The 18,616-nt window shown below is 55.3% G+C and carries 17 protein-coding genes; 10 read left to right on the top strand and 7 right to left on the bottom strand.

The features are described 5' to 3' along the window. Positions 1–73 precede the first annotated feature (73 nt). Positions 74–724 (bottom strand): zinc ribbon domain-containing protein, encoded by a 651-nt coding sequence (locus G536_RS0115840; RefSeq protein WP_157530677.1) that lies wholly within the window; start codon positions 722–724, stop codon positions 74–76. Positions 725–848: 124 nt separating this feature from the next. Continuing rightward, on the bottom strand, positions 849–3,137 hold the full coding sequence (locus G536_RS0115835) for a DUF5060 domain-containing protein (RefSeq protein WP_022824586.1): 2,289 nt from the start codon (positions 3,135–3,137) through the stop codon (positions 849–851). Between the two features lie 168 nt (positions 3,138–3,305). Between G536_RS0115835 and G536_RS30775 the strand changes: the two genes are divergently transcribed. Continuing rightward, positions 3,306–4,028 (top strand): DUF481 domain-containing protein, encoded by a 723-nt coding sequence (locus G536_RS30775; protein ID WP_169515116.1) that lies wholly within the window; start codon positions 3,306–3,308, stop codon positions 4,026–4,028. Between the two features lie 6 nt (positions 4,029–4,034). On the opposite strand, the gene G536_RS28250 is transcribed toward G536_RS30775, so the two are convergent. Then, entirely contained in the window at positions 4,035–4,841 is an 807-nt protein-coding gene (locus G536_RS28250) for a hypothetical protein (protein ID WP_022824584.1), read from the bottom strand. Positions 4,842–4,997: 156 nt separating this feature from the next. On the opposite strand from G536_RS28250, the gene G536_RS0115820 reads away from it, so the two are divergent. From G536_RS0115820 to G536_RS0115805, 4 genes are all read left to right on the top strand, one after another. Continuing rightward, entirely contained in the window at positions 4,998–5,540 is a 543-nt protein-coding gene (locus G536_RS0115820) for an RNA polymerase sigma factor (protein ID WP_022824583.1), read from the top strand. Positions 5,541–5,644: 104 nt separating this feature from the next. Then, a complete protein-coding gene (locus G536_RS0115815; protein ID WP_022824582.1) occupies positions 5,645–6,097 on the top strand; it encodes a hypothetical protein in 453 nt (150 codons plus the stop codon). Positions 6,098–6,128: 31 nt separating this feature from the next. Beyond that, positions 6,129–6,605, top strand: a complete 477-nt coding sequence (locus tag G536_RS0115810; protein ID WP_022824581.1) for a Spy/CpxP family protein refolding chaperone — start codon at positions 6,129–6,131, stop codon at positions 6,603–6,605. Positions 6,606–6,715: 110 nt separating this feature from the next. After that, on the top strand, positions 6,716–7,909 hold the full coding sequence (locus tag G536_RS0115805) for an aspartate aminotransferase family protein (RefSeq protein ID WP_026880252.1): 1,194 nt from the start codon (positions 6,716–6,718) through the stop codon (positions 7,907–7,909). A 94-nt stretch (positions 7,910–8,003) separates the two neighbouring features. Here the strand turns inward: G536_RS0115805 and G536_RS0115800 are convergent, their stop codons facing one another. Continuing rightward, positions 8,004–8,441, bottom strand: a complete 438-nt coding sequence (locus G536_RS0115800) for a tellurite resistance TerB family protein (RefSeq protein WP_026880251.1) — start codon at positions 8,439–8,441, stop codon at positions 8,004–8,006. Between the two features lie 265 nt (positions 8,442–8,706). Between G536_RS0115800 and pfkA the strand changes: the two genes are divergently transcribed. Then, a complete protein-coding gene (gene pfkA, locus G536_RS0115795; RefSeq protein WP_026880250.1) occupies positions 8,707–9,678 on the top strand; it encodes a 6-phosphofructokinase in 972 nt (323 codons plus the stop codon). A 116-nt stretch (positions 9,679–9,794) separates the two neighbouring features. Then, positions 9,795–10,415 carry a hypothetical protein gene (locus tag G536_RS0115790; protein WP_157530675.1) on the top strand — a complete coding sequence of 207 codons (621 nt, stop codon included), beginning with the start codon at positions 9,795–9,797 and terminating at the stop codon, positions 10,413–10,415. Positions 10,416–10,423: 8 nt separating this feature from the next. On the opposite strand, the gene miaA is transcribed toward G536_RS0115790, so the two are convergent. Both miaA and G536_RS0115780 read right to left on the bottom strand, forming a co-directional pair. Further along, on the bottom strand, positions 10,424–11,341 hold the full coding sequence (gene miaA / locus G536_RS28245) for a tRNA (adenosine(37)-N6)-dimethylallyltransferase MiaA (RefSeq protein WP_425402140.1): 918 nt from the start codon (positions 11,339–11,341) through the stop codon (positions 10,424–10,426). Positions 11,342–11,410: 69 nt separating this feature from the next. After that, on the bottom strand, positions 11,411–12,541 hold the full coding sequence (locus G536_RS0115780; protein WP_026880249.1) for a glycosyltransferase: 1,131 nt from the start codon (positions 12,539–12,541) through the stop codon (positions 11,411–11,413). Between the two features lie 138 nt (positions 12,542–12,679). Here G536_RS0115780 and G536_RS0115775 point away from each other — a divergent pair, with 138 nt between their 5' ends. The 3 genes from G536_RS0115775 (at position 12,680) to G536_RS0115765 (ending at position 18,044) form a co-directional block, all read left to right on the top strand. Then, positions 12,680–16,726, top strand: coding sequence for a PAS domain S-box protein (locus G536_RS0115775; RefSeq protein WP_022824574.1), 4,047 nt, complete (start codon positions 12,680–12,682; stop codon positions 16,724–16,726). Between the two features lie 73 nt (positions 16,727–16,799). After that, a complete protein-coding gene (locus tag G536_RS0115770) occupies positions 16,800–17,177 on the top strand; it encodes a response regulator (RefSeq protein WP_022824573.1) in 378 nt (125 codons plus the stop codon). Positions 17,178–17,276: 99 nt separating this feature from the next. Further along, a complete protein-coding gene (locus G536_RS0115765) occupies positions 17,277–18,044 on the top strand; it encodes an MBL fold metallo-hydrolase (protein ID WP_022824572.1) in 768 nt (255 codons plus the stop codon). 12 nt (positions 18,045–18,056) lie between these two features. On the opposite strand, the gene G536_RS0115760 is transcribed toward G536_RS0115765, so the two are convergent. Then, on the bottom strand, positions 18,057–18,536 hold the full coding sequence (locus G536_RS0115760; RefSeq protein WP_022824571.1) for a hypothetical protein: 480 nt from the start codon (positions 18,534–18,536) through the stop codon (positions 18,057–18,059). Positions 18,537–18,616: the final 80 nt, after the last annotated feature.

Here is an 18,616-nt window from a genome sequence, read left to right as displayed (position 1 = left end):
AATCAAGTAGAAAGAAAAAAGCCCCAGCTGTCAGTTGACAGCCAGGGACTTTGTTTTTCTATTTAGTTTGGCGCTATTGTTTGCTGCCACATCCTCCGCAAAAGCGCTGGTCTGGTTTCAACGCTGCGCCGCAATCAGCACAAAATTTCTCCTTGGCCTGGTCTGTTGCGTTGGGTGTACCGCACGAGGGGCAGAATTTTTGGCCGTCGGCTAGTTTAGTTTGGCAGTTCTGACACTGTACCAGCCCCCCAGTATTAAGGAAATCCAGCCCCTTGGTGTAATCCTGCTCGCGTGTTTTCGTGCGGATTTGCTCACTGGCAGCCTGGCGCTGTTGCGCCGAAAGCTCTTCATGCTCGTCGGGGGCGCAACTTTCGCAAAGGCTGGCGCTGTGGTTCCAGCATACATCAGGACATACCCAGTGGCCGCAACGGGTGCACTGTTTGAAATAGGTTTTACCTTCCTGCACTGCTTTTTCTAGAGCAGCATCATGCGCTTTGCCACCAATGGCGCGCTGCACATGGTAGGCGGCGTTGCCGGCATCATAAAAGCTGCCGCCGAATAAACTGCCTGCAGCGCGCATTAACTCCCCAGCAATACCAATGCTGTTGGGGTGAAACCGCGACATGTGCCCATTTCGGCATTTATCACAATAAAACTTGAACTGAAAGCCTTTGTCAGTTGATAAGTCGTCGTGGTTGGCGACAAACTGAATCATGTTGCTCATAGTTGGATTGGTGGAAAGTGACGCCTAAAAGTAGTGTATCTGAATATTAAATTGGCATTCTAGGCTCGCCCCGATACTTTCTTGACTACTACTTGAAGCATATGGCTCTCTTCCTGCCTGAACCTCACCTTTTCCGAGGCGCTGACCGAACCGGCTGCTTGGTGGCAGGCTTGCGCACGGGCGTCTTTGCTTTCGCCGGGGCCTTAGGAGCTATTGTTTTCGGTGCAACTGTTGGTGGTGCTGATTCTGGTAGCCAGATGGCTTTGAAACCATAATCTGGCGCATACGGCCCTTTATCGAGAGGGCGAAGGGGTGGCACCGTAAAAGTTAGCTTACCATCAGCAGCGCGGACCTCAGTGGTAAATTCCTTGATGATACCGCCCTGCTCGTCTTTACCGTCGCGGGTGAGGTCGTAGAATGGATAGGTGCTATAAAACTCCAGCCGATAACGGCCAGCACGCTTCATATTCAGAATTGTTACCTGCTTGCCAATAAGAGCTGGCACACTGTCGCGGGTAGTAGGCTGATTGTCGTTGAGGTCGGCACATTCGGCCACGCTAGACGGACCCGACGAATGAGGTAGTTTATACCAGTAATTGTGGCGGTTGTGCACCCACCCTACCACCCGGGCCGGGCCGCGCAATGCAAACACTTCCAAGGCTGCATCGGAAGTGGTGGCGCCGGAAGGCAGCAGGTCGGGGTCGTCAGCAGCCTCTTTGCTAACTGCCCATACTGGAACACAGTTGCCAGGCGTAGTAGGTGTATGCTTGGCATCTTTAGGCCCTACCACGCCGGGACATTGGCTGGCTATTGGCTCGTAGGGCTGACTGAAAATAGAGTCACCGGCCAGAAACTTCTGCAAAGGGCGCAAGTAATGATACTGCCCCCCGTAGCACAACCCAAACACCTGATTGGCCCACCAATACAGCGCCGCCCCCCCAGATCCGTTGAGCGACGACGACCATAAGGTGTTATGCAGTTCGTTGAGGTCGTGGAAGAGTAGCCCCGGCGGATACCGCTTGGCCGTGAAATTAGATACGCCCGACCAGCACGCATTTTGTACGAGCCCAAACTCGGCCAGTTGATACGGCTTGCCTGGAAACAGCTTGGCGGCGCGCCGGGCCAGAAAGGCTCGCTGGTGCTCCACGTTCAAATCAGAGCTATAAAAATGGTCTTGCACAAAATCAACTTGTGGCGAGGTATAGAGCGCCACAGCCGTGTCTTGCTGGGGATATAAACCACTGAAACTATGAGCTGTACTAATTGTATAGAGATGATGCGGCGCAAAGCTGCGGGCATGGCCAATCATTTCGTCGGTCCAGCGGCGTATGTTGCGCGGGTTGTCACCATCCCAATACTGGCGGTCTTTCGTACCGCCGCCGAAGCCATCAACCTCCCCCATTAGCTCGGCCGCAAACAACGCCGGTGAGTAGCCCCAGCGAGCCATAATATACCGAATGCGCTGCCGGAGCAGTTGCCGGCTCACCGAATCGGTGAAGAATGATTCGGGGCCTGTATCATTAGCCATCAGCTTGCGGTAGGGGTGCTGCGGCCAGGCCCGGCCAAACTCGTCGGAATTAAATAACTCGTCGGGAGTCATGAGGGTAAGCTGCACATACACTTTGCGTTGCGCAGCATATTCCAGCAACTCATCTAAGTCATAGGCCCGGTTTTGGCGCACATCGTAGCGGCCAGCGGGGCCGTCCGGACCCTCGATACCAAAGTGGGCATGCGTCATCAGAATCCTGACGAAGTTGCCGCCGCTGTCGGCAATGCGGCTAATGCCTACTCGCGCATCTCGGTAAGGCAGGCGGTTGTAATCGGTGAGCACCCACGTACCGGTGACGTTCATACCCAGCGGAAAAAACAGGCGCCCATCGGCAAAGGCAAAATTGCGGCCATTGCGGTGCTTACCTACGTGGCCCGGATTGGTGGAAGTAGCCACATCTACGAAGGTGCGAGGCCCAAACACCGCGGAATCGTTGTGGTTCACCACTATGCGGTAGCTCCAGCGCCCAGCCGTAGGCGGCGCAAACCGCACCCGCCAAGGCAGCCGGGTGGCCACGCGGGCTAGGTATTTAGGGTTTTCCGGACAGGTGGTGCAGTATAGGCAGGTATCGGTGGCACTGGCGCGCGGAAAAGGTAGGCATGTTGTGCAGCGCTTGAAATCCTGGTACCAGAAGCCCGGCACCCGGTACACGCTGTCCTGCGGCGACACAAACTCGGCCCACACCGTAATTTCGGCGGGGTCGTAGGGGTTGCGGAGGGGTGGGGTGTCCAGGGCCAGGCCCAACTCCAGCTTCTGGTAGCGGGCCGGAGCGGTGGTACCTAGCTGGCGAACCTCCCGAATCTGGAGGGCCCAGGCAGCAGGCAGTAGCAGTAAAGAGAATAGTAGTACGAGCAGAAAACGCATAGAGGGCAATACCTGAATTAGTGCTAAACAACGCAGAAATCAACCACGCAGATAACATTATGATAAACCAAACTTCTTTTTTTACTGGTTTCCGGTGGTTTTAAGGTGTTACTCAGGCGCTTCCCGATTTGCGTTACTAGTTTTGAGCTTCAACTTCCAATACTTGATTTGCGTTTCTCTTTCTTACTTGCTGCGTTTTTATTGCTGACCACCTGCGCGCAGGCCCAGCGCCCCGACACCACTATCATTCGCTACGCCGGGCAGCTGACGGGCCAGTACACCTCGGGCGGCGTCAACCGTACCTTACTCTCAACCACCCATTCGGTTACGTTTTTGCGGGGGCTACACTTTGGGGCACCGCTGAACGGCAGCTTTTCCTACGGCCGGCAAGACGATCTGCTCAAAGAGCGGGAGTTTCTGTTCAATGCCACGCCCTACTACTGGCTGGGCCACTTCCGGGCCTACGGCATCGGGGGCTACGAGCGAAGCAACCTGCGCGGCATCGACAACCGGATTCAACTGGGACTTGGGCCGGGTTGGGCTTTCTACACCGACTCATTGGGGCGGGAAGTATCAGCCAGCAACCTGTTTATTCGAGAAGCTACTTACTTTCAGGATGGCAGCCAGCGCATTGTGTCGCGCAGTTCGTTGCGGGTGAAGCTGGTGTATTCTAAGGGCGTGTTTTCGCTGAATTCCACCACGTTCTACCAGCCCAACATGCGCGACTTCAACGATTACCGCGTTAATCAGCTGGCTACACTGGCCTTGCGCTTTACGGCGCGCTTCGCCATTACGGCCAATTATACCTACACCTTCGAGAGCCGCGTACTGGAAGGCAAACCCACCGACAACACCAACCTGACGGTAGGCGTGGCGTTCAGTACCAAGTAGAGGAGATTATTTCCACCACGTAGCCTTTTCCTGTTGCCGGGCAGCGGCGTTGTTTTCCAACCATGCTTGCTGGTACGATTGCCAACCCCGTACTCCATACTTGCCGGCCGGACTAAATTCTGCTGCTCCCTGATCAAGGTCGCCATCATTAGGAATCCGAAAGTCGCCCCAGTTACACCGCTTCGTACGCTTGGTTCTATAAGACTGCCAGCTGCCAACACATTGGTTGTTAGCGAAATGATCGGAGTAGGCATTGATATCGTTGTACTGCATTTTGTCCTTACGGTCTAGATACCAGTTAGTGCGTAGGATACCTTTGAATACGCCGGCATTCTGCTGATCAACTGGCTCTTTTAGCTCATATTCGGCTAACAGCATCCCCATCTTCACTGCCGGTATGGGTACCCCATCCAGGCCTTTAGGTAACGTCTTGCTCTCCCGAACATGCAACAGTCGGAACGTTCCTTTAAAGGGCAATATATTCTCTCCTACCTTCGATTTGCCGGTTATTAGGTAATGTCCTGGCCGTTGTACGTCGGGCCGTACTGTAAGCAGCTTAATACGCAGCCGCTGATAGTCGTCACCAATAAAGCCTAATACACTTTCATCACTGTTTTTCATACCGCCTTTTCCGGTTTTCAGCCAGAGTGGCGAAAAATTATAGCGTTGGTAGCGGCCAAGCATCTCGGCAGAGTTGAATACCTTATCAGTTAAAACGGTCCGGCTATATTCCTCACTTTCGGACGGCAACTGCATACTACTAACAAGCAGTGTTAATACAGCTGCTACTTCTTTTAAACCGATAAACAGCATAACAGGACTTTTATTTGATGCTGAGCTAAGATAGCTCAGTCACTATAATACAGCGCGAATAACAGAAAAACACCGCTTTTCCAGCCCGTCATTAAACCCAGTGGCTCTGCTTACCTCTAACTCAACAAATACGCCGCTTTAACCTTTTTTGCCTGCTTGGAAGACCAGGACATCCTTGCCAAGTTCCGTGAGCCGGCTGCGCGCAACGTAGCCTTCAACCAGTTGGTGCGCAAGTACCAAACCAAGGTGTACTGGCACGTGCGCAAGATGGTAATCGACCACGATGATGCCGACGACCTCACCCAGGACGTGTTTGTGAAGGTATGGAAGCACTTAGAGAATTTCCGGCAAGATGCCTCGCTTTACACCTGGATTTACCGCATTGCCACCAACGAGTGCCTGAGCTTTCTGGCCAGCAAGCGGCGCAAGTTTCTGCTGCCCCTCAACGACGTGGGGGCCGAGCTGGCCGCCAAAGTGGAGGCCGACCCCAGCCTAGCCGGCGACGAAATCGAGTTGCGCCTCCAAAAAGCCATCCTCACCCTTCCTGATAAGCAGCGCTTGGTGTTCAACCTGCGCTACTACGACGAAATGCCCTACGAGCAGATGGCCGAAGTAACTGGTACCAGCGTGGGCGCCCTCAAAGCCTCCTATCACCACGCCGCCAAGAAGATTGAACTCTACATCAACGGTACCGATTGAAGGCCCTGCTCCCTACTTCATTTGCAAAACCGACCAAACCCACTTCCCTCCGAAAAAATCTGTGATTCATTAAACCCTTCGGTCCGGATTCCTTCTAAAGCACTATGAAAACTCCTTTTCGTCTGGATGAGCACCCGCGCCGGTCCCAGCCGTTGGCACCGCCTCCAGACCACTATTTCAACCAACTGCCGTTGCGCGTGATGCAGCGGGTACAAACTCCTGTGCCTGCGCCGGGGTTTAGTTGGCTAAAGGCGCTGTCGGCACCGCTGCGCACGGCTTTGGCTACCAGCGTGGTGCTGGGTGCCTTTGCTGGCTCGTTCTGGCTGAGCGAATCCGGGCAAGTGCCTGCCACTACCGGCCCAGCTGATACCTTGGCTACCGTGCCCCACCACGAGCTAGTAGAATACCTACTAACCAGTGAGCAACGCTTAAATATCAACGACTTAGCTGAGCTGCCTGCTGTGGAACGGGTGTTGCCCGAAACCTACCTGCAAGCCTCCCCCGACGAACTACAGGCGGCTCTTGACGCGCAGCCCACTGAGGACACCTATCTGTAATTTTTCACACACCGACTTTTACCTGCCTTCCATGAAATTTCTGTTTCGTAGCTTGTTGCTGCTGTGCCTGTTAGCCACAGTTCCCGCCGTGGCGCAGCCGGGCGCGGGTGGCCACCAGGGCCGCATGAGCCAGCTTGAAAATGCCAAGATTGCCTATATCACCGAGAAGATTTCGTTGACTCAGGACCAGGCCCAACGCTTCTGGCCCGTCTACAACGAATTCACGGCCAAGCGCCGCGACCTGAACCGCCGCACGCGCGAAGCTCGCCCCAACGACCCCGACGCCTTAACCGAAGCCCAGGTTAGAGAGGGCCTCACTCAGATGGTTAGCCTCCGCCAGCAGGAAGTGAATCTGGACAAGGAATACCTCGACAAGTTTCAGAAGGTGCTTAGCATCCGGCAGGTGGCCCGGCTCTACCAAGCCGAGCGGCAGTTCACCAAAGAGGTAATCAGGCGGGTAGCCGACCGCCGCGGGGGGCCACCATCCGGCCCCGGTGGCTCCGACTAGTACAAAAGGCTGCTTCGGCAGCCTTTTTTATTGCTTACCTATTCTTTCCCTGCTACTGTGGGTTGGCCGTGGGGTACGGCGGCCTACGCGGGCGGGCGTATCTTTGCGGCATGCTTACCCCTCGCCAGCTTTTCCTGCGCTACCAGGCGCAAACTTCCGACTTCCCGCTTTTGCTTGAAATTGAGCGGGCCGAAGGCGTTTATATGTACGGTCCCGAAGGCCAGCGCTACCTCGACCTAATTTCTGGCATTGGCGTCAGCAACGTTGGGCACCGGCACCCACGCGTCATCCAAGCCATTCAGAACCAGCTTGATAAATACCTGCACCTGATGGTGTATGGCGAATTGGTGCAGGCCCCACCCGCCCAACTTGCCCACGCGCTGCACAAAACCCTGCCCACCCACCTCGACAGCGTATATTTTACCAACTCCGGCACCGAGGCCATTGAAGGCGCGCTCAAACTCGCCAAGCGCCACACCGGCCGTACCGGCTTGGTATCGTGCCTGAACGCCTACCACGGTTCCACCCATGGTGCCCTCAGCATCACCGGCTCCGAAGGTTTCAAGAACAGCTACCGACCATTGCTCCCCGACGTGCACCACATTCGCTACAACGAGCCTGCTGATTTTAGCCTCATTGACGAGCATACGGCAGCCGTGGTAATTGAAACGGTGCAAGGCGAAGCGGGCGTGCGGGTATCGGAGCCGGGCTACTTGCCGGCTTTGCGCCAGCGCTGCCAGGAAGTAGGAGCCCTATTAATCCTCGACGAAATTCAGTGCGGATTCGGGCGTACGGGTACTTTCTGGGCCTTCGAGCAGTTTGGGGTGCAGCCCGATATTTTGGTGTGCGCTAAAGGCATGGGCGGTGGCATGCCGATTGGGGCCTTCATTTCCAGTCAGGAAATCATGAGCGGTTTCAAAACCAACCCTATTCTGGGCCACTGCACCACATTTGGCGGCCATCCGGTGTCGTGCGCGGCATCATTGGCTACGCTGCAAGCCATTCAGCAGGAAAACCTGTTGGCGGGAGTTGCCGAAAAGGCGGCGCGTTTCCGGCGGCAGCTGGTGCATCCGGCCATCCGGGCCATTCGGGGCTGCGGCTTACTGATGGCCGTAGAGTTCGAGTCGTTCGAGGTACTCAAACCAATTATCGACCGGGCGCTTTTCCACGAAGGCATCCTCACCGACTGGTTTCTATTCTGCGACAACTCGTTGCGCCTAGCTCCGCCGCTCATCATCGCCGACGATGAAATAGATGCGGCCTGTGCCGCCCTACTTCGGGCCATTGCGTTTGTGTGCAACTGAACAGCCCCTAACAGCCAGCCCCCGCCCGGAGCGGCACATAGCGCTTTTCCGGCGGGGGCTGGCTTAGAGCAATAAAAAGTTAGTAGCTAAGCTACTAGCCGCAGGTTTTTCTTAAAAACGCCTGGATATCGGCCTTGATGTCTTCGCGGTCCAAGCCGTCTTTCACGCCCTGGGAAATATTTTTGACCAACAGCCCCACAATATCTTTTCGGAAACCCAGCTTCCCGGCCATGATGGTGCAGAAATCCATTTCGCTGTCGTCCACAATACCGTCGGCCAGCATCATGTCCACCATATCAAATATCTGATCGAACCGTTCGGAATCGTTGTCGGGCACTACCAGCTGGCTCAGGCTGCTACTGGCCACAATGGAGCGTACCTGGTCGGCCCGGATACCGTTGCGCTTGCCAACGGTTACAATAAAGCTCATTTCCCGCTCGTCTAGATGCCCATCGGCCTTGGCCAGGGCCGCCAGATTCTGAATGTGGCTTTTCACTTTCCGAGTCTGCTCATTCTCAAAAAAACCGAACATAGGGGGGATTGTAGTAAGGAGCGGAAAAAAGAACAAGAGCAACTTTACCGCTTCAAAATTCAAGCGGGGCAGGGAAGATAAACGTCGGCGAGTTGGTTTGCAACTGATCTGCTTACGCAATTAATACAAAATAGTCTCATTTCAGCTAGGAAACTTAACACTACTCTGCAGGAAACGCAGCAACAGTTTGCTAACGATTTCTCACCTTTGCCCGTTCGGCAGCCCGGCTATTGTAGCGGGCGCATTCTGAAGCATAAGAGTTATGATGAAACGCATTGCAGTTTTCACCAGCGGCGGCGACTCGCCGGGTATGAACGCCTGCATCCGGGCCGTGGTCCGTACGGCAGTTTACCACGGCATTGAAGTGTACGGTATCATGCGCGGCTACAGCGGCATGATTAAAGGCGAGTTTGTGCGGCTGGATTCGGCCTCCGTGGCCAACACCATCCAGAAAGGAGGCACCATTCTTAAGTCGGCGCGCAGCCAGAAGTTTCAAACCAAGGAAGGCCGCCAACAGGCTTTCGACCAACTGGTTAACAACGGAATCGAGGGCTTGGTAGCCATTGGCGGTAATGGTACGTTTACTGGCGCCACCATCTTCGAGCAGGAGTTTGGCATCCCGACCGTGGGCGCCCCCGGCACCATCGACAACGACCTGTATGGCACCGATTACACCATCGGCTACGACACGGCCGTGAACACCGCCCTAGAGGCCATCGATAAGATCCGGGATACGGCCGACTCGCACGACCGGTGCTTTTTTGTGGAGGTAATGGGGCGCGACTCAGGCTACATTGCCATTCCGTGCGCCATTGGTGGCGGGGCTGAAATTGTGATGGTACCGGAAACTCAAATGTCAACTGAGTCGGTAATCGAGACCTTGCAGTCAAGCTGGCAGCGTTCCAAAACTTCGTTTATTGTAATTGTGGCCGAAGGCGAAGTAGAAGGCAACGCCCAGATTGTAGCCCAGCGCGTGAAAGAAGCTATTCCGCAACTGGATACTCGCGTAACGGTTATCGGGCACATTCAGCGGGGCGGTTCTCCCTCAGCCGCCGACCGGATGCTGGCTTCGCAAATTGGTATTGCCGCTGTGGAAGGCTTGCTCAACGGCATGCGCAACGTAATGGCCGGCATCGTAAACCGCCAGTTGGTGTATACGCCCTTCAACGACACAATCAATAAGAAGAAGCTAATCAACCAGAGCTTCATGCGCATGGTAGAAATTTTGAGCGTGTAGGCTTCGTGAAATAAAGAAGGGTCGGCAACCAACTATTGTAGTGGTTGCCGACCCTTTTTCGTGCCCTTCCTCATACGGGGCATTCACTTCTCTCCTACTCTATCAATACTACATTTATGCGTTGCTCCGTACTCTGCCTGACTGCTGCTTTGGTCCTGCTGGCCTCGAATCTGGCCTCCGCGCAGGCTACCTCTTCTGTTCCTACCCACCGCCCGGCCCTAGTGCGCCTGGGCTTGGGCAGCAGCCTCAACGGCTCCGGCGACTACGGTGTAACTAAACTGCACGTAGAATACGCCCCAGCATTCGGCCGGCATCTGCGGTTAGGCTCCCGGCTGGCCTTACTAAGTGGCTCTGACTTATATGAGTTCGGCCGAGGCTACACCGCACTACAATCCTACCGAGCGGTGAATGTAGAGCAAGAGGTGTACTGGCTTCCGTTTGGAGTAAATAAGGCAGTGGAGTTCAGCGTGGGCGTCGGCGCTTTTGGTGGCTACGGCAGCCAGAAAGGGGTTGCAGGCGGTGGGCTCAGGGCAAATGACAGTACTGGCGAACTGGAACTGAATTATACACCGCTGAACGAACGGGGTTTTCATGGAGGATATATTGCTTCTCTAAACCTCGATGTGGCACTGAATCAGGAGCGTACCTGGCGAGTAGGCGGCCGAGTAGCGCTCCAGAACGATACTCGCGCCAACGTGTTGCCAGGCGCTCAATTAGTATTCAGTCGGGCCCTATAAGCCACCAGCTAGTCCAGTTCCAGCCACTGATACTCGGTGTCGCGGCGGAGCCAGGTGAGTTGGCGCTTGGCGTAGCGGCGGGTGTTGCGCTTGAGTAGGCGCACGGCTTCCGCCCAGTCGTACTGCCCATTGAGGTAACCGAAGATTTCCTGATAACCCACGGTTTGCAGGGCGTTGTGGTGCTGATAGGCAAACAAGGATTTCACTTCAGCCAGCAAGCCCGCTTCCAGCATCTGGTCTACCCGCTGGTCGATGCGTTGGTAGAGGATTTCCCGCTCCCGAGTCAGGGCCAGCTTCAGTACCCGAAATGGCCGACTGGCCGCCGTACGCCCAGTATGGAAGCTGGAAAACGGCTGCCCCGTGGCGCGGCACACTTCCACAGCCCGCAACACCCGTTGCGGGTTCTGCTTATCAATACGGCCGTAAGCTACGGGGTCAAGGCGCGCTAGCTCTGCTACCAGCGGCTCCAAGCCATACTCGGCTAATTCCTGTTGCAGCACGGTGCGCAGTTCCGGGTCGGTGGCAGGCAGCTCATCCAAGCCATCAGTAACTGCTTGCAGGTAAAGTCCCGAGCCGCCGGTAAGCACCACTACTTGGTGTTGTTGAAACAGTGTATCGAGCAAGGCCAAGCAATCCACTTCGTAGCGGCCGGCGTTGTAGTCCTCGATTATGCTGTGCGAATCGATGAAGTGGTGCGGCACGCCCTGCATTTCCGCCGGCGTGGGTTTGGCCGTACCGATACTCATTTCCCGGAAAAACTGCCGCGAGTCGGCCGATACCACTTCCGTCTGGAAATGCTGGGCTAATTGCACGCAAAGCGCCGTTTTGCCCACGGCCGTCGGGCCCGCCACCACAAGTAGCATTGGTTGAGTAGGCTGCTTGGCCAACTCCGCTTCCAGTAAAGCAAGGAGATAAGAAGGTAACAAAGGCTTAAACGAAGTGTGAGGGCGACAAAATTACTACTGTTGCGGAGGCAGGAGCGAGTTCCCGCAGGATCACGCCTTTTTGCTTCCAGTTACCTGTTCATACAATGCCAGCAGGTGCTGTTCCTCGTGCTGCCAGCTCACTTGTTGGCGGGCTCGGCGGCAGTTTTCGGCGAGTTGCTGGTAGCGAGCGGGGTCGTCGCGGAGCAGGCGGTTGAGGGTAGCAGCAAGCGTGGCGGGCGTTAGGTCGGGCACCATTTCGGCCACTTCGTACTGGTCGTTGAGGGCGCGGTATTCGGGGAAATCTACTACCACCTGTGGAATACCGGCGTGCAGGTAGTCAAAGAACTTGTTGGCCAACGAGTAGTAATAGCTCAGCCCCTGGTTTTCGAGCAGCATGATACCCACAGCCGCGTGGCGCGTCACTTCGCGCAACTCGTCGGGCAACACAAACCCACGGAATTCCACCTGCCCGCTAGCCAGTAGCCCCAGCGCCGCCGCCTGAGCCCGTAAGGTTTCCGACAAGTCGCCTTCTCCGCACAGCACCAACCGACCCGCTACCTGTGGCATGGCGTCCAGTAGGGCTTCCAGGCCGCGCCCAGCATTCAATGCGCCCTGATATAGAATATAGCTGCCAGCCGGAGCTGCCTTTGGGGCGGGGGGTAGTTCTGCTTCCGTAAGGCGACTGATGTTGCGAATCACCTCGAACGGCCGGTGGTACCGCTGCTCGAACACCTGTGCCAGCGCGGGCCCCACCGTGTACGCCAGTTGGGCCCGCGGCACAATAAAAGCTTCCACCCGCCGCCATAAACGCTGCACCGCCGGCCGGGCCACCACTTCGGGTACTTCCGTAAATAATTCGTGCGCGTCGTACACAAACGGCTGCCCACCCAGCCGGGCCCGCAGCCACACCGGCAGCGCCGTATCCAAGTCGATGGCGCACCACGCCGCAGCCCGCTGCGGCAGCAGGTAAAGCAACAGGCGCAAATTAAACTCCAAGTAAAATAGCTTGCCGCGCTGAAACCAACAGCGCAAGCGGTGCTGTTGATACGGTTGCGGCGTAAGTGGCCGCGAGTTTTCCCACTGCCGTCCCACCAGCCACACTTCGTACCCAGCCTTAGCCAAGCTACCACAAATACGCTGCATGCGCTGGTCGTAATTGAGGTCGGTAGTGACGGTAAACAGCAAACGAGGAGCAGCCATACAGTGATCCGCGAGTCCTTCAGAAAACATCTGCAGGACGCAAACCGCGGCGGTTCGGGATATTTTCGTCAAATTTAGGGGTTAAACCTGACCCCGGTGGGGGTACGTGTTTGCTCCTGTTTCAGCCCCTTGTTTCTGATGCCTCATTCTGCTGCCTCGCTGTCCACTGCTGCCGTGGCCCCGCCGACAGATTTTTACCGTGCCCTGTTTGAAGATGCCTACGATGCCCAGTTGCTGTACAACGAGCAGGGTGTTCTGGTTGACTCCAACAAGGCCCTCCTAAATCTGCTTGGCGTGAGCCGCACCGATTTGCAGACCAACGGCCTGATGGCCTTGACGATACCTTCACCGTCCGGTGGTGAGTGGAGCAGCGAAGCCACCTTACGCGAGGCCATTCGGCACACGGCCCGTACTGGCACCGATGCCTCGCAGCCCTGGCAGGCCCGCCGGCCTAATCAGCGCAATCTTACGGCCCAACTTATCCTGCGTCGCCTAACGTTTCCTAATGGGCTAGTACGGGTTCAGTTGCTTGTCCGCGAGTCAGTTCCGGCCGTTCAAGTGCCAGAACTTGAGGTGCAGCAGCTTGTTCTTGACCGTACCCAGGAACAAGTGCGTGATTTATTGTCGCGCACCACGCTCAGCTATGTCCTCCTCAATCGGCTAGGGGATATTGTTGATGTCAATGATTTCTTTCTAGAGTTCACAGGCTACAACCGCGAGGAAATAATTGGCAAGTCATATCACGCCACGTTTTCACCGCCCGCCGAGCGCGACGTACGGCTCCAATCGTATCTGACGTGCGTTCAGGACGAGCGGCTACAGGAGTTCTATGAACGGTCGTTGCTCACCAAAAACGGACAGGCCCGCATGGTGTACTGGCATGCCGAATTTGCGCGCGATGCTGCTGGAGCCGTTACCGGCATGTTTGTGGTGGGCCGCGACTTCACTGAGCGCCACGTGGCCGCGCGCGCCCTCACCGACAACCGCAACCGCCTCCAAGACTTCCTCGACAATGCCCACGACCTCATCCAGAACCTGAGCATCGACAACCGGCTACTGTTCGTGAACAAGGCCTGGAAGGAAAAACTCGGCTACGAAGACGAGGACTTGCCCAACCTCACCCTTTCTGATGTGGTGCACCCTTATTACAAGGCCAAGCTGCTCTACCAGCTGCGCAACCTGTACAAGGGCGAGAAAGTTAATAAGCTGGAAACCGTATTCCTTACCAAAACCGGTAAGCCGGTGCACCTCATCGGCTCTATTTCCTGCTCTTGGCAAGACAATGAGCCGGTAAGCACCCGCGCCATTCTGCACGACATCACCGACCGTATCAAGGCCGAGCGTTTGCAGAAGGTGTACTATAGCATTGCTAATCTGGCCATTAGCTCTAAAGACTTGCACTCTTTGTACGGTGCTATTCACCGGGAGCTGAGCAAGATCATTGAAACCAACAACTTCTATATTGCCCTTTGCGACGAGGCCCGTACGCAGTTGCAATTCGCGTATTACGTTGATCAGAATACACCTGGTGAGGTAGCAGCTGCCTCGCGGCCGTTTTCGTCGGGCATGTCGGAGTACATCATCCGGACCGGCCGGCCGCAGTACTTGCTACGCCACGAGTTGGAAGAGCTTATTACCAGCGGCACTATTACGGCCTACGGGCTGATGCCGGAGGTGATGCTGTGCTCGCCACTGAGCATTGGCGAGCGGATTATTGGGGTAATTGCCGTTCAGGACTACCACAAGGCCGATGCCTACGCCCCCACCGACCTAGAGATTCTGCACTTTATTTCCAACCAAGTGGCGCTGGCCATTGAGCGCAAGCGCAACGAAGTACAGATTCAGAAGCAGAACGCCCGTCTGAACGCCATTTTCGAAAGCGGCTCGCACTTGATGTGGTCTGTAGATACCCATTCGCGCCTTACGTCGTTCAACCGCAACTACGCGGCCTACTTCCTGCGCCGCAACGGTGTGTACCCGGCCCCCAACGTGAACCTGTTCCAGGGCGACCTGGCCATGATGGAGGAGGATGCTCGTGAGCTGTTCGTGGAGAATTACCGCTTGGCCTTCCAAGGCCAAGCTCAACGCTTCGAGGTACGCCTGCGCGACGTCCGCAGCGCCGACTCGTGGCGCGAAATCTTCCTTAACCCCATTTATTTGGATGACGGCTCGTTCGAGGAAATTTCGGGTATCGCCCACGACATTACCGACAAAAAACGCTCTCAGTTGGAGCTAGCCGCGCAGGAAGAGAAGTTCCGGGCCATTTTCGAGTCGTTCCAGGATGTGTACTATCGCACCGACGACCGAGGCATCCTAACGCTGGTTAGCCCTTCGGTGGAAGACGTGTTGGGTTATGAGCCTAACGAGGTAATAGGCACGCCTATCTCCAACTATTACATCTACTCCGAGGAGAGGGACAGCTTACTACACTCCATTCAAATTGACGGCGACGCCCGCAACTTCCCAATTGCCATGCGCCATAAGCAGGGCCATTCCGTTAGTATGCTAGTGAATGCCCGCCTGGTAAGTGGTGGTATCACTGGGACTGAAGGCATTGCGCGTGATATTACTACCTTCAACCAAATGCAGATTGATCTGCGCCGGGCCAAGGAAGAGGCAGAGTCGGCGCTGGAAGCTAAAACGCTGTTTTTGGCCAATATGAGCCATGAGTTGCGGACGCCGATGAACGGCATCATTGGCATGATTGACTTGTTGCACCAGACTGTGAATAGCGAGGAGCAGGAAGAATACGTAGATACGTTGCGCAAGTCCAGCGACGCACTGTTGGCCATTCTCAACGATATTCTCGACCTCTCTAAGATTCAGGCCGGCAAGCTCCAGCTCAACGAGGAGGGCATGGACCTGCACTACACGCTGGAGAAGATTCATTCGCTCTTCGCCAACCGGGCTCAGCAGAAGCGCCTCAATTTCACCTATCATATTGCCCCTAATACCCCGCGCTTCATTGTGACGGACGAAACCCGGCTGCTTCAGATTCTGAGCAACCTCACGTCCAACGCCATCAAGTTCACGTCGCAGGGTACGGTCAGCATTATTGTATCTACGGACCGGCGCGAGGGCGACGAGTACCGCCTGCGCATTGCGGTGCAGGACTCGGGCATTGGCATCTCCCTAGAAAACGCCAAGCTGCTGTTCACCAATTTCACTCAGCTTGATACCACGCCTACCAAAGCATTCGGCGGCACAGGTTTGGGCTTGGCCATCAGCAAGCAACTAGCTGAATTGCTGGGCGGTGAAATTGGAGTGCTTTCCAACGAAGGCGACGGTAGCACGTTCTGGTTTACCATCCGTTGTACCACGGCCTACAACGAAACCGAGATTGTGCAAGAGCGGTTGGCCTCGCGCGAGCGGGCTCCCGACATCTCCCGCTTCGACACCTCACCGCGCGTGCTGCTCGTTGATGACAACCCTATTAACCTGAAAGTAGCCATCCGGTTGCTTGATAAGCTGGGGTGCGAAGTGGCGGTGGCCGACAACGGGTTCGAGGCTATCAGCAAGGCTACGGCACCCGGCGCCGAGTTCGACCTGATTTTCATGGACATTCAGATGCCGGAAATGGATGGCGTGGCGGCCATGCAGGAAATCCGGCGCCGTATGGGAACCGGGTGTCCGCCTGTGGTGGCCATGACGGCGTATTCGATGAAGGAAGATGCTGAGCGTTTTGTGCGCGAAGGCATGGACGACTACGTTTCGAAGCCGGTGAAAAGCCAAGACTTGCACTCTGTGCTGCGGCGCTGGGTAACGGCTGGGCCCGCCATGAGCCGTAGTACTCCCGCCACCACCGAAGTAGTGGAAGCCACACCGGCCGCTACGCCGGAAGTACCTTTCATCGACCCAGAGGTAATTGAGCAGCTCCGCCAACTAGGCGGCGCTGAGTTTGCCGCGCAGCTCTACGAAGACTTTGAAGTGGAAGCCGGTCAATTATTTGTTGATGCCCAAACCTTAGTGGATAATGGGCAGTACGAACAGATTTTACCACATTTGCACCAACTAAAAGGAACTGGCTTTACTTTAGGCCTGACTTTGCTGGCCGAATGCGCGAAAGAGTTGGAGCACGACCTGAAAAAAGGAGTTACCAGCAATGTTGTGCAGGATTTCCAGAAGTTGATTGATTACTTCACCCAGTTTAAAGCCCTCTACCCCGGTCTGACGAGTGCCAAATAAGTTTCGGCCGGCGGTGTACCACCCAACCTAGCTTTCTTAACCCGAACTCCTAAATCTTTACTTTCTCTCTTCCATGAGCGACGCGAAAACAATACTAATTGCCGAAGACAGCTCCGTTATTCTGAATTTGACTAAGAAAATTCTAGAGCTCCAGAAATACCGTATCGTGTCAGCTAAGAACGGAGGGGAAGTTCTCAAGCAAGTGGAAAGCCAGCCCATCGACTGCGTGCTGATGGACATCAACATTCCGGTGAAAGATGGCATGGAATGCACCCGCGAAATTCGGGCGCACCAAGACGAGCGGATTTCTAAAATTCCAATTATTGCCATCACTGGCAACGCCAACAATTACTCGATGGAGCAGTTCCGCGAAGCAGGCGTAACCGACTACCTGCCTAAGCCCCTCGACTTCGACGCCTTGGTGCGTGTAGTGAAGCAGTATGTAGGATAGTTAAGCCGCTATTAGCTGGTAGCTGTTGGCCGTTAGCTTCGTTAGAAGCATCATTTCTGGTTAGCTAGCAGCTAACAGCTAACAGCTAACAGCTTTAAAATGACAATTACCTTCTTAGGCACGGGCACGTCGCAGGGCGTGCCCGTGATTGGGTGCCATTGCGCCGTGTGCCGCTCCCTGGACTACCGCGACAAGCGGCTGCGGGTATCGGTGCACCTAGCGACGCAGGGCAAGAGCATCATTATCGATTCGGGGCCAGATTTTCGGCAGCAGGTGCTGCGCGAGGGAATTGAGCAGTTAGATGCGTTGGTGTTCACGCACGAGCACAAAGACCACACGGCCGGCATGGATGACATCCGGGCCTACAATTTCAAGCAGCAGCAGGACATGCCCGTGTACGCCGAGCCCCGTGTGCTGGAGCAGCTGAAACGGGAATACGCCTACATTTTTGCCGAGCACAAGTACCCCGGCGTTCCGCAGGTACAAACCATTCCTATTCTGGATGATACCACTGCCTTCGACGTACAGGGGGTGCCGTTCCAACCGATTCGGGCGCTGCACTACAAGCTGCCCGTTTTAGGCTTTCGAGTGGGTGGCTTCACCTACGTAACGGATGCTAATTACCTAGGGCCAGAAGCTTTGGAGCAAATGCGTGGTTCAGAAATCATTGTGCTTAATGCTTTGCGCCATGAGCCGCACATTTCGCACTTCTCACTGAAGGAAGCCGTAGCCGTGCTGGAAGACTTAGCACCACGCCGCGCCTACCTCACGCACATCAGCCACTTGCTAGGCCGCCACCGCGAGGTAGAGGCCACCCTGCCCGACTTTATCCGGCTGGCATATGACGGGCTACGGGTGGAAGTGTAAAACAGGGCATCGTTACTGCCCATTTGTAGTCGGCTTGATGATACGCAGTGCTACTGAAATATCTTTCTTCTGTGGTGAATCAGTGTTTGGAGCAACGTCCCATATGATGTACTGCAACACATAGCGCTGGCCATTGGCCCGAATGCTGGTTGTATCTAGTAGAGTGGCGCCAGATACTACCCGTGGATTAGATGTCAGCTTCATTTCTTGTGCCTGTCCTTGCGCATCCTGTATACTCAGCGTCGGCCACACAAAATCAGCTGTGAAGCAGTTTGCGTTCCTGGGGCAAAAGGCATATCTGAAGTCTGTTGCTTTTACAGTCAACTCTGTTTGCAAGCCCGAGCTTATATTGGCTTGCTGCCGATAGTTGAGCCTAAACTCCTGATTGAAGCCGGTAGTAATTGTTGCCGGCACAGCATCGTTTTCTTTTTCGCCGTTTGTGCAAGCTCCTAAGCTCATGAGTGCGGCAGTAATGAGCAGATGACTTTTCATAGCATTCCATTATATGGTGTGGCAAAAGCACTCATATTATCCAGAGATGGAATAATGCCTGACGGTTGCAAGGACTACCT

Origin of the sequence: Hymenobacter norwichensis DSM 15439 (genome assembly GCF_000420705.1) — a bacterium.
GTDB classification, from domain to species: domain Bacteria; phylum Bacteroidota; class Bacteroidia; order Cytophagales; family Hymenobacteraceae; genus Hymenobacter; species Hymenobacter norwichensis.
The sequence above is the reverse complement of the archived record's forward strand: the minus strand, read 5'-3'. Positions and strand labels throughout refer to the sequence as shown.

Bases quoted from the DNA above. Each gene is read 5' to 3' on its own strand.
- G536_RS0115760 (WP_022824571.1), bottom strand. From the start codon at position 18,536: ATGAAAAGTCATCTGCTCATTACTGCCGCACTCATGAGCTTAGGAGCT.
- G536_RS0115815 (WP_022824582.1), top strand. From the start codon at position 5,645: ATGAAAACTCCTTTTCGTCTGGATGAGCACCCGCGCCGGTCCCAGCCG.
- G536_RS0115765 (WP_022824572.1), top strand. From the start codon at position 17,277: ATGACAATTACCTTCTTAGGCACGGGCACGTCGCAGGGCGTGCCCGTG.
- G536_RS0115835 (WP_022824586.1), bottom strand. From the start codon at position 3,137: ATGCGTTTTCTGCTCGTACTACTATTCTCTTTACTGCTACTGCCTGCT.
- G536_RS0115805 (WP_026880252.1), top strand. From the start codon at position 6,716: ATGCTTACCCCTCGCCAGCTTTTCCTGCGCTACCAGGCGCAAACTTCC.
- G536_RS0115800 (WP_026880251.1), bottom strand. From the start codon at position 8,441: ATGTTCGGTTTTTTTGAGAATGAGCAGACTCGGAAAGTGAAAAGCCAC.
- G536_RS28250 (WP_022824584.1), bottom strand. From the start codon at position 4,841: ATGCTGTTTATCGGTTTAAAAGAAGTAGCAGCTGTATTAACACTGCTT.
- G536_RS0115780 (WP_026880249.1), bottom strand. From the start codon at position 12,541: ATGGCTGCTCCTCGTTTGCTGTTTACCGTCACTACCGACCTCAATTAC.
- G536_RS0115790 (WP_157530675.1), top strand. From the start codon at position 9,795: ATGCGTTGCTCCGTACTCTGCCTGACTGCTGCTTTGGTCCTGCTGGCC.
- pfkA (WP_026880250.1), top strand. From the start codon at position 8,707: ATGAAACGCATTGCAGTTTTCACCAGCGGCGGCGACTCGCCGGGTATG.
- G536_RS0115840 (WP_157530677.1), bottom strand. From the start codon at position 724: ATGAGCAACATGATTCAGTTTGTCGCCAACCACGACGACTTATCAACT.
- G536_RS0115775 (WP_022824574.1), top strand. From the start codon at position 12,680: ATGCCTCATTCTGCTGCCTCGCTGTCCACTGCTGCCGTGGCCCCGCCG.
- G536_RS0115810 (WP_022824581.1), top strand. From the start codon at position 6,129: ATGAAATTTCTGTTTCGTAGCTTGTTGCTGCTGTGCCTGTTAGCCACA.
- G536_RS0115770 (WP_022824573.1), top strand. From the start codon at position 16,800: ATGAGCGACGCGAAAACAATACTAATTGCCGAAGACAGCTCCGTTATT.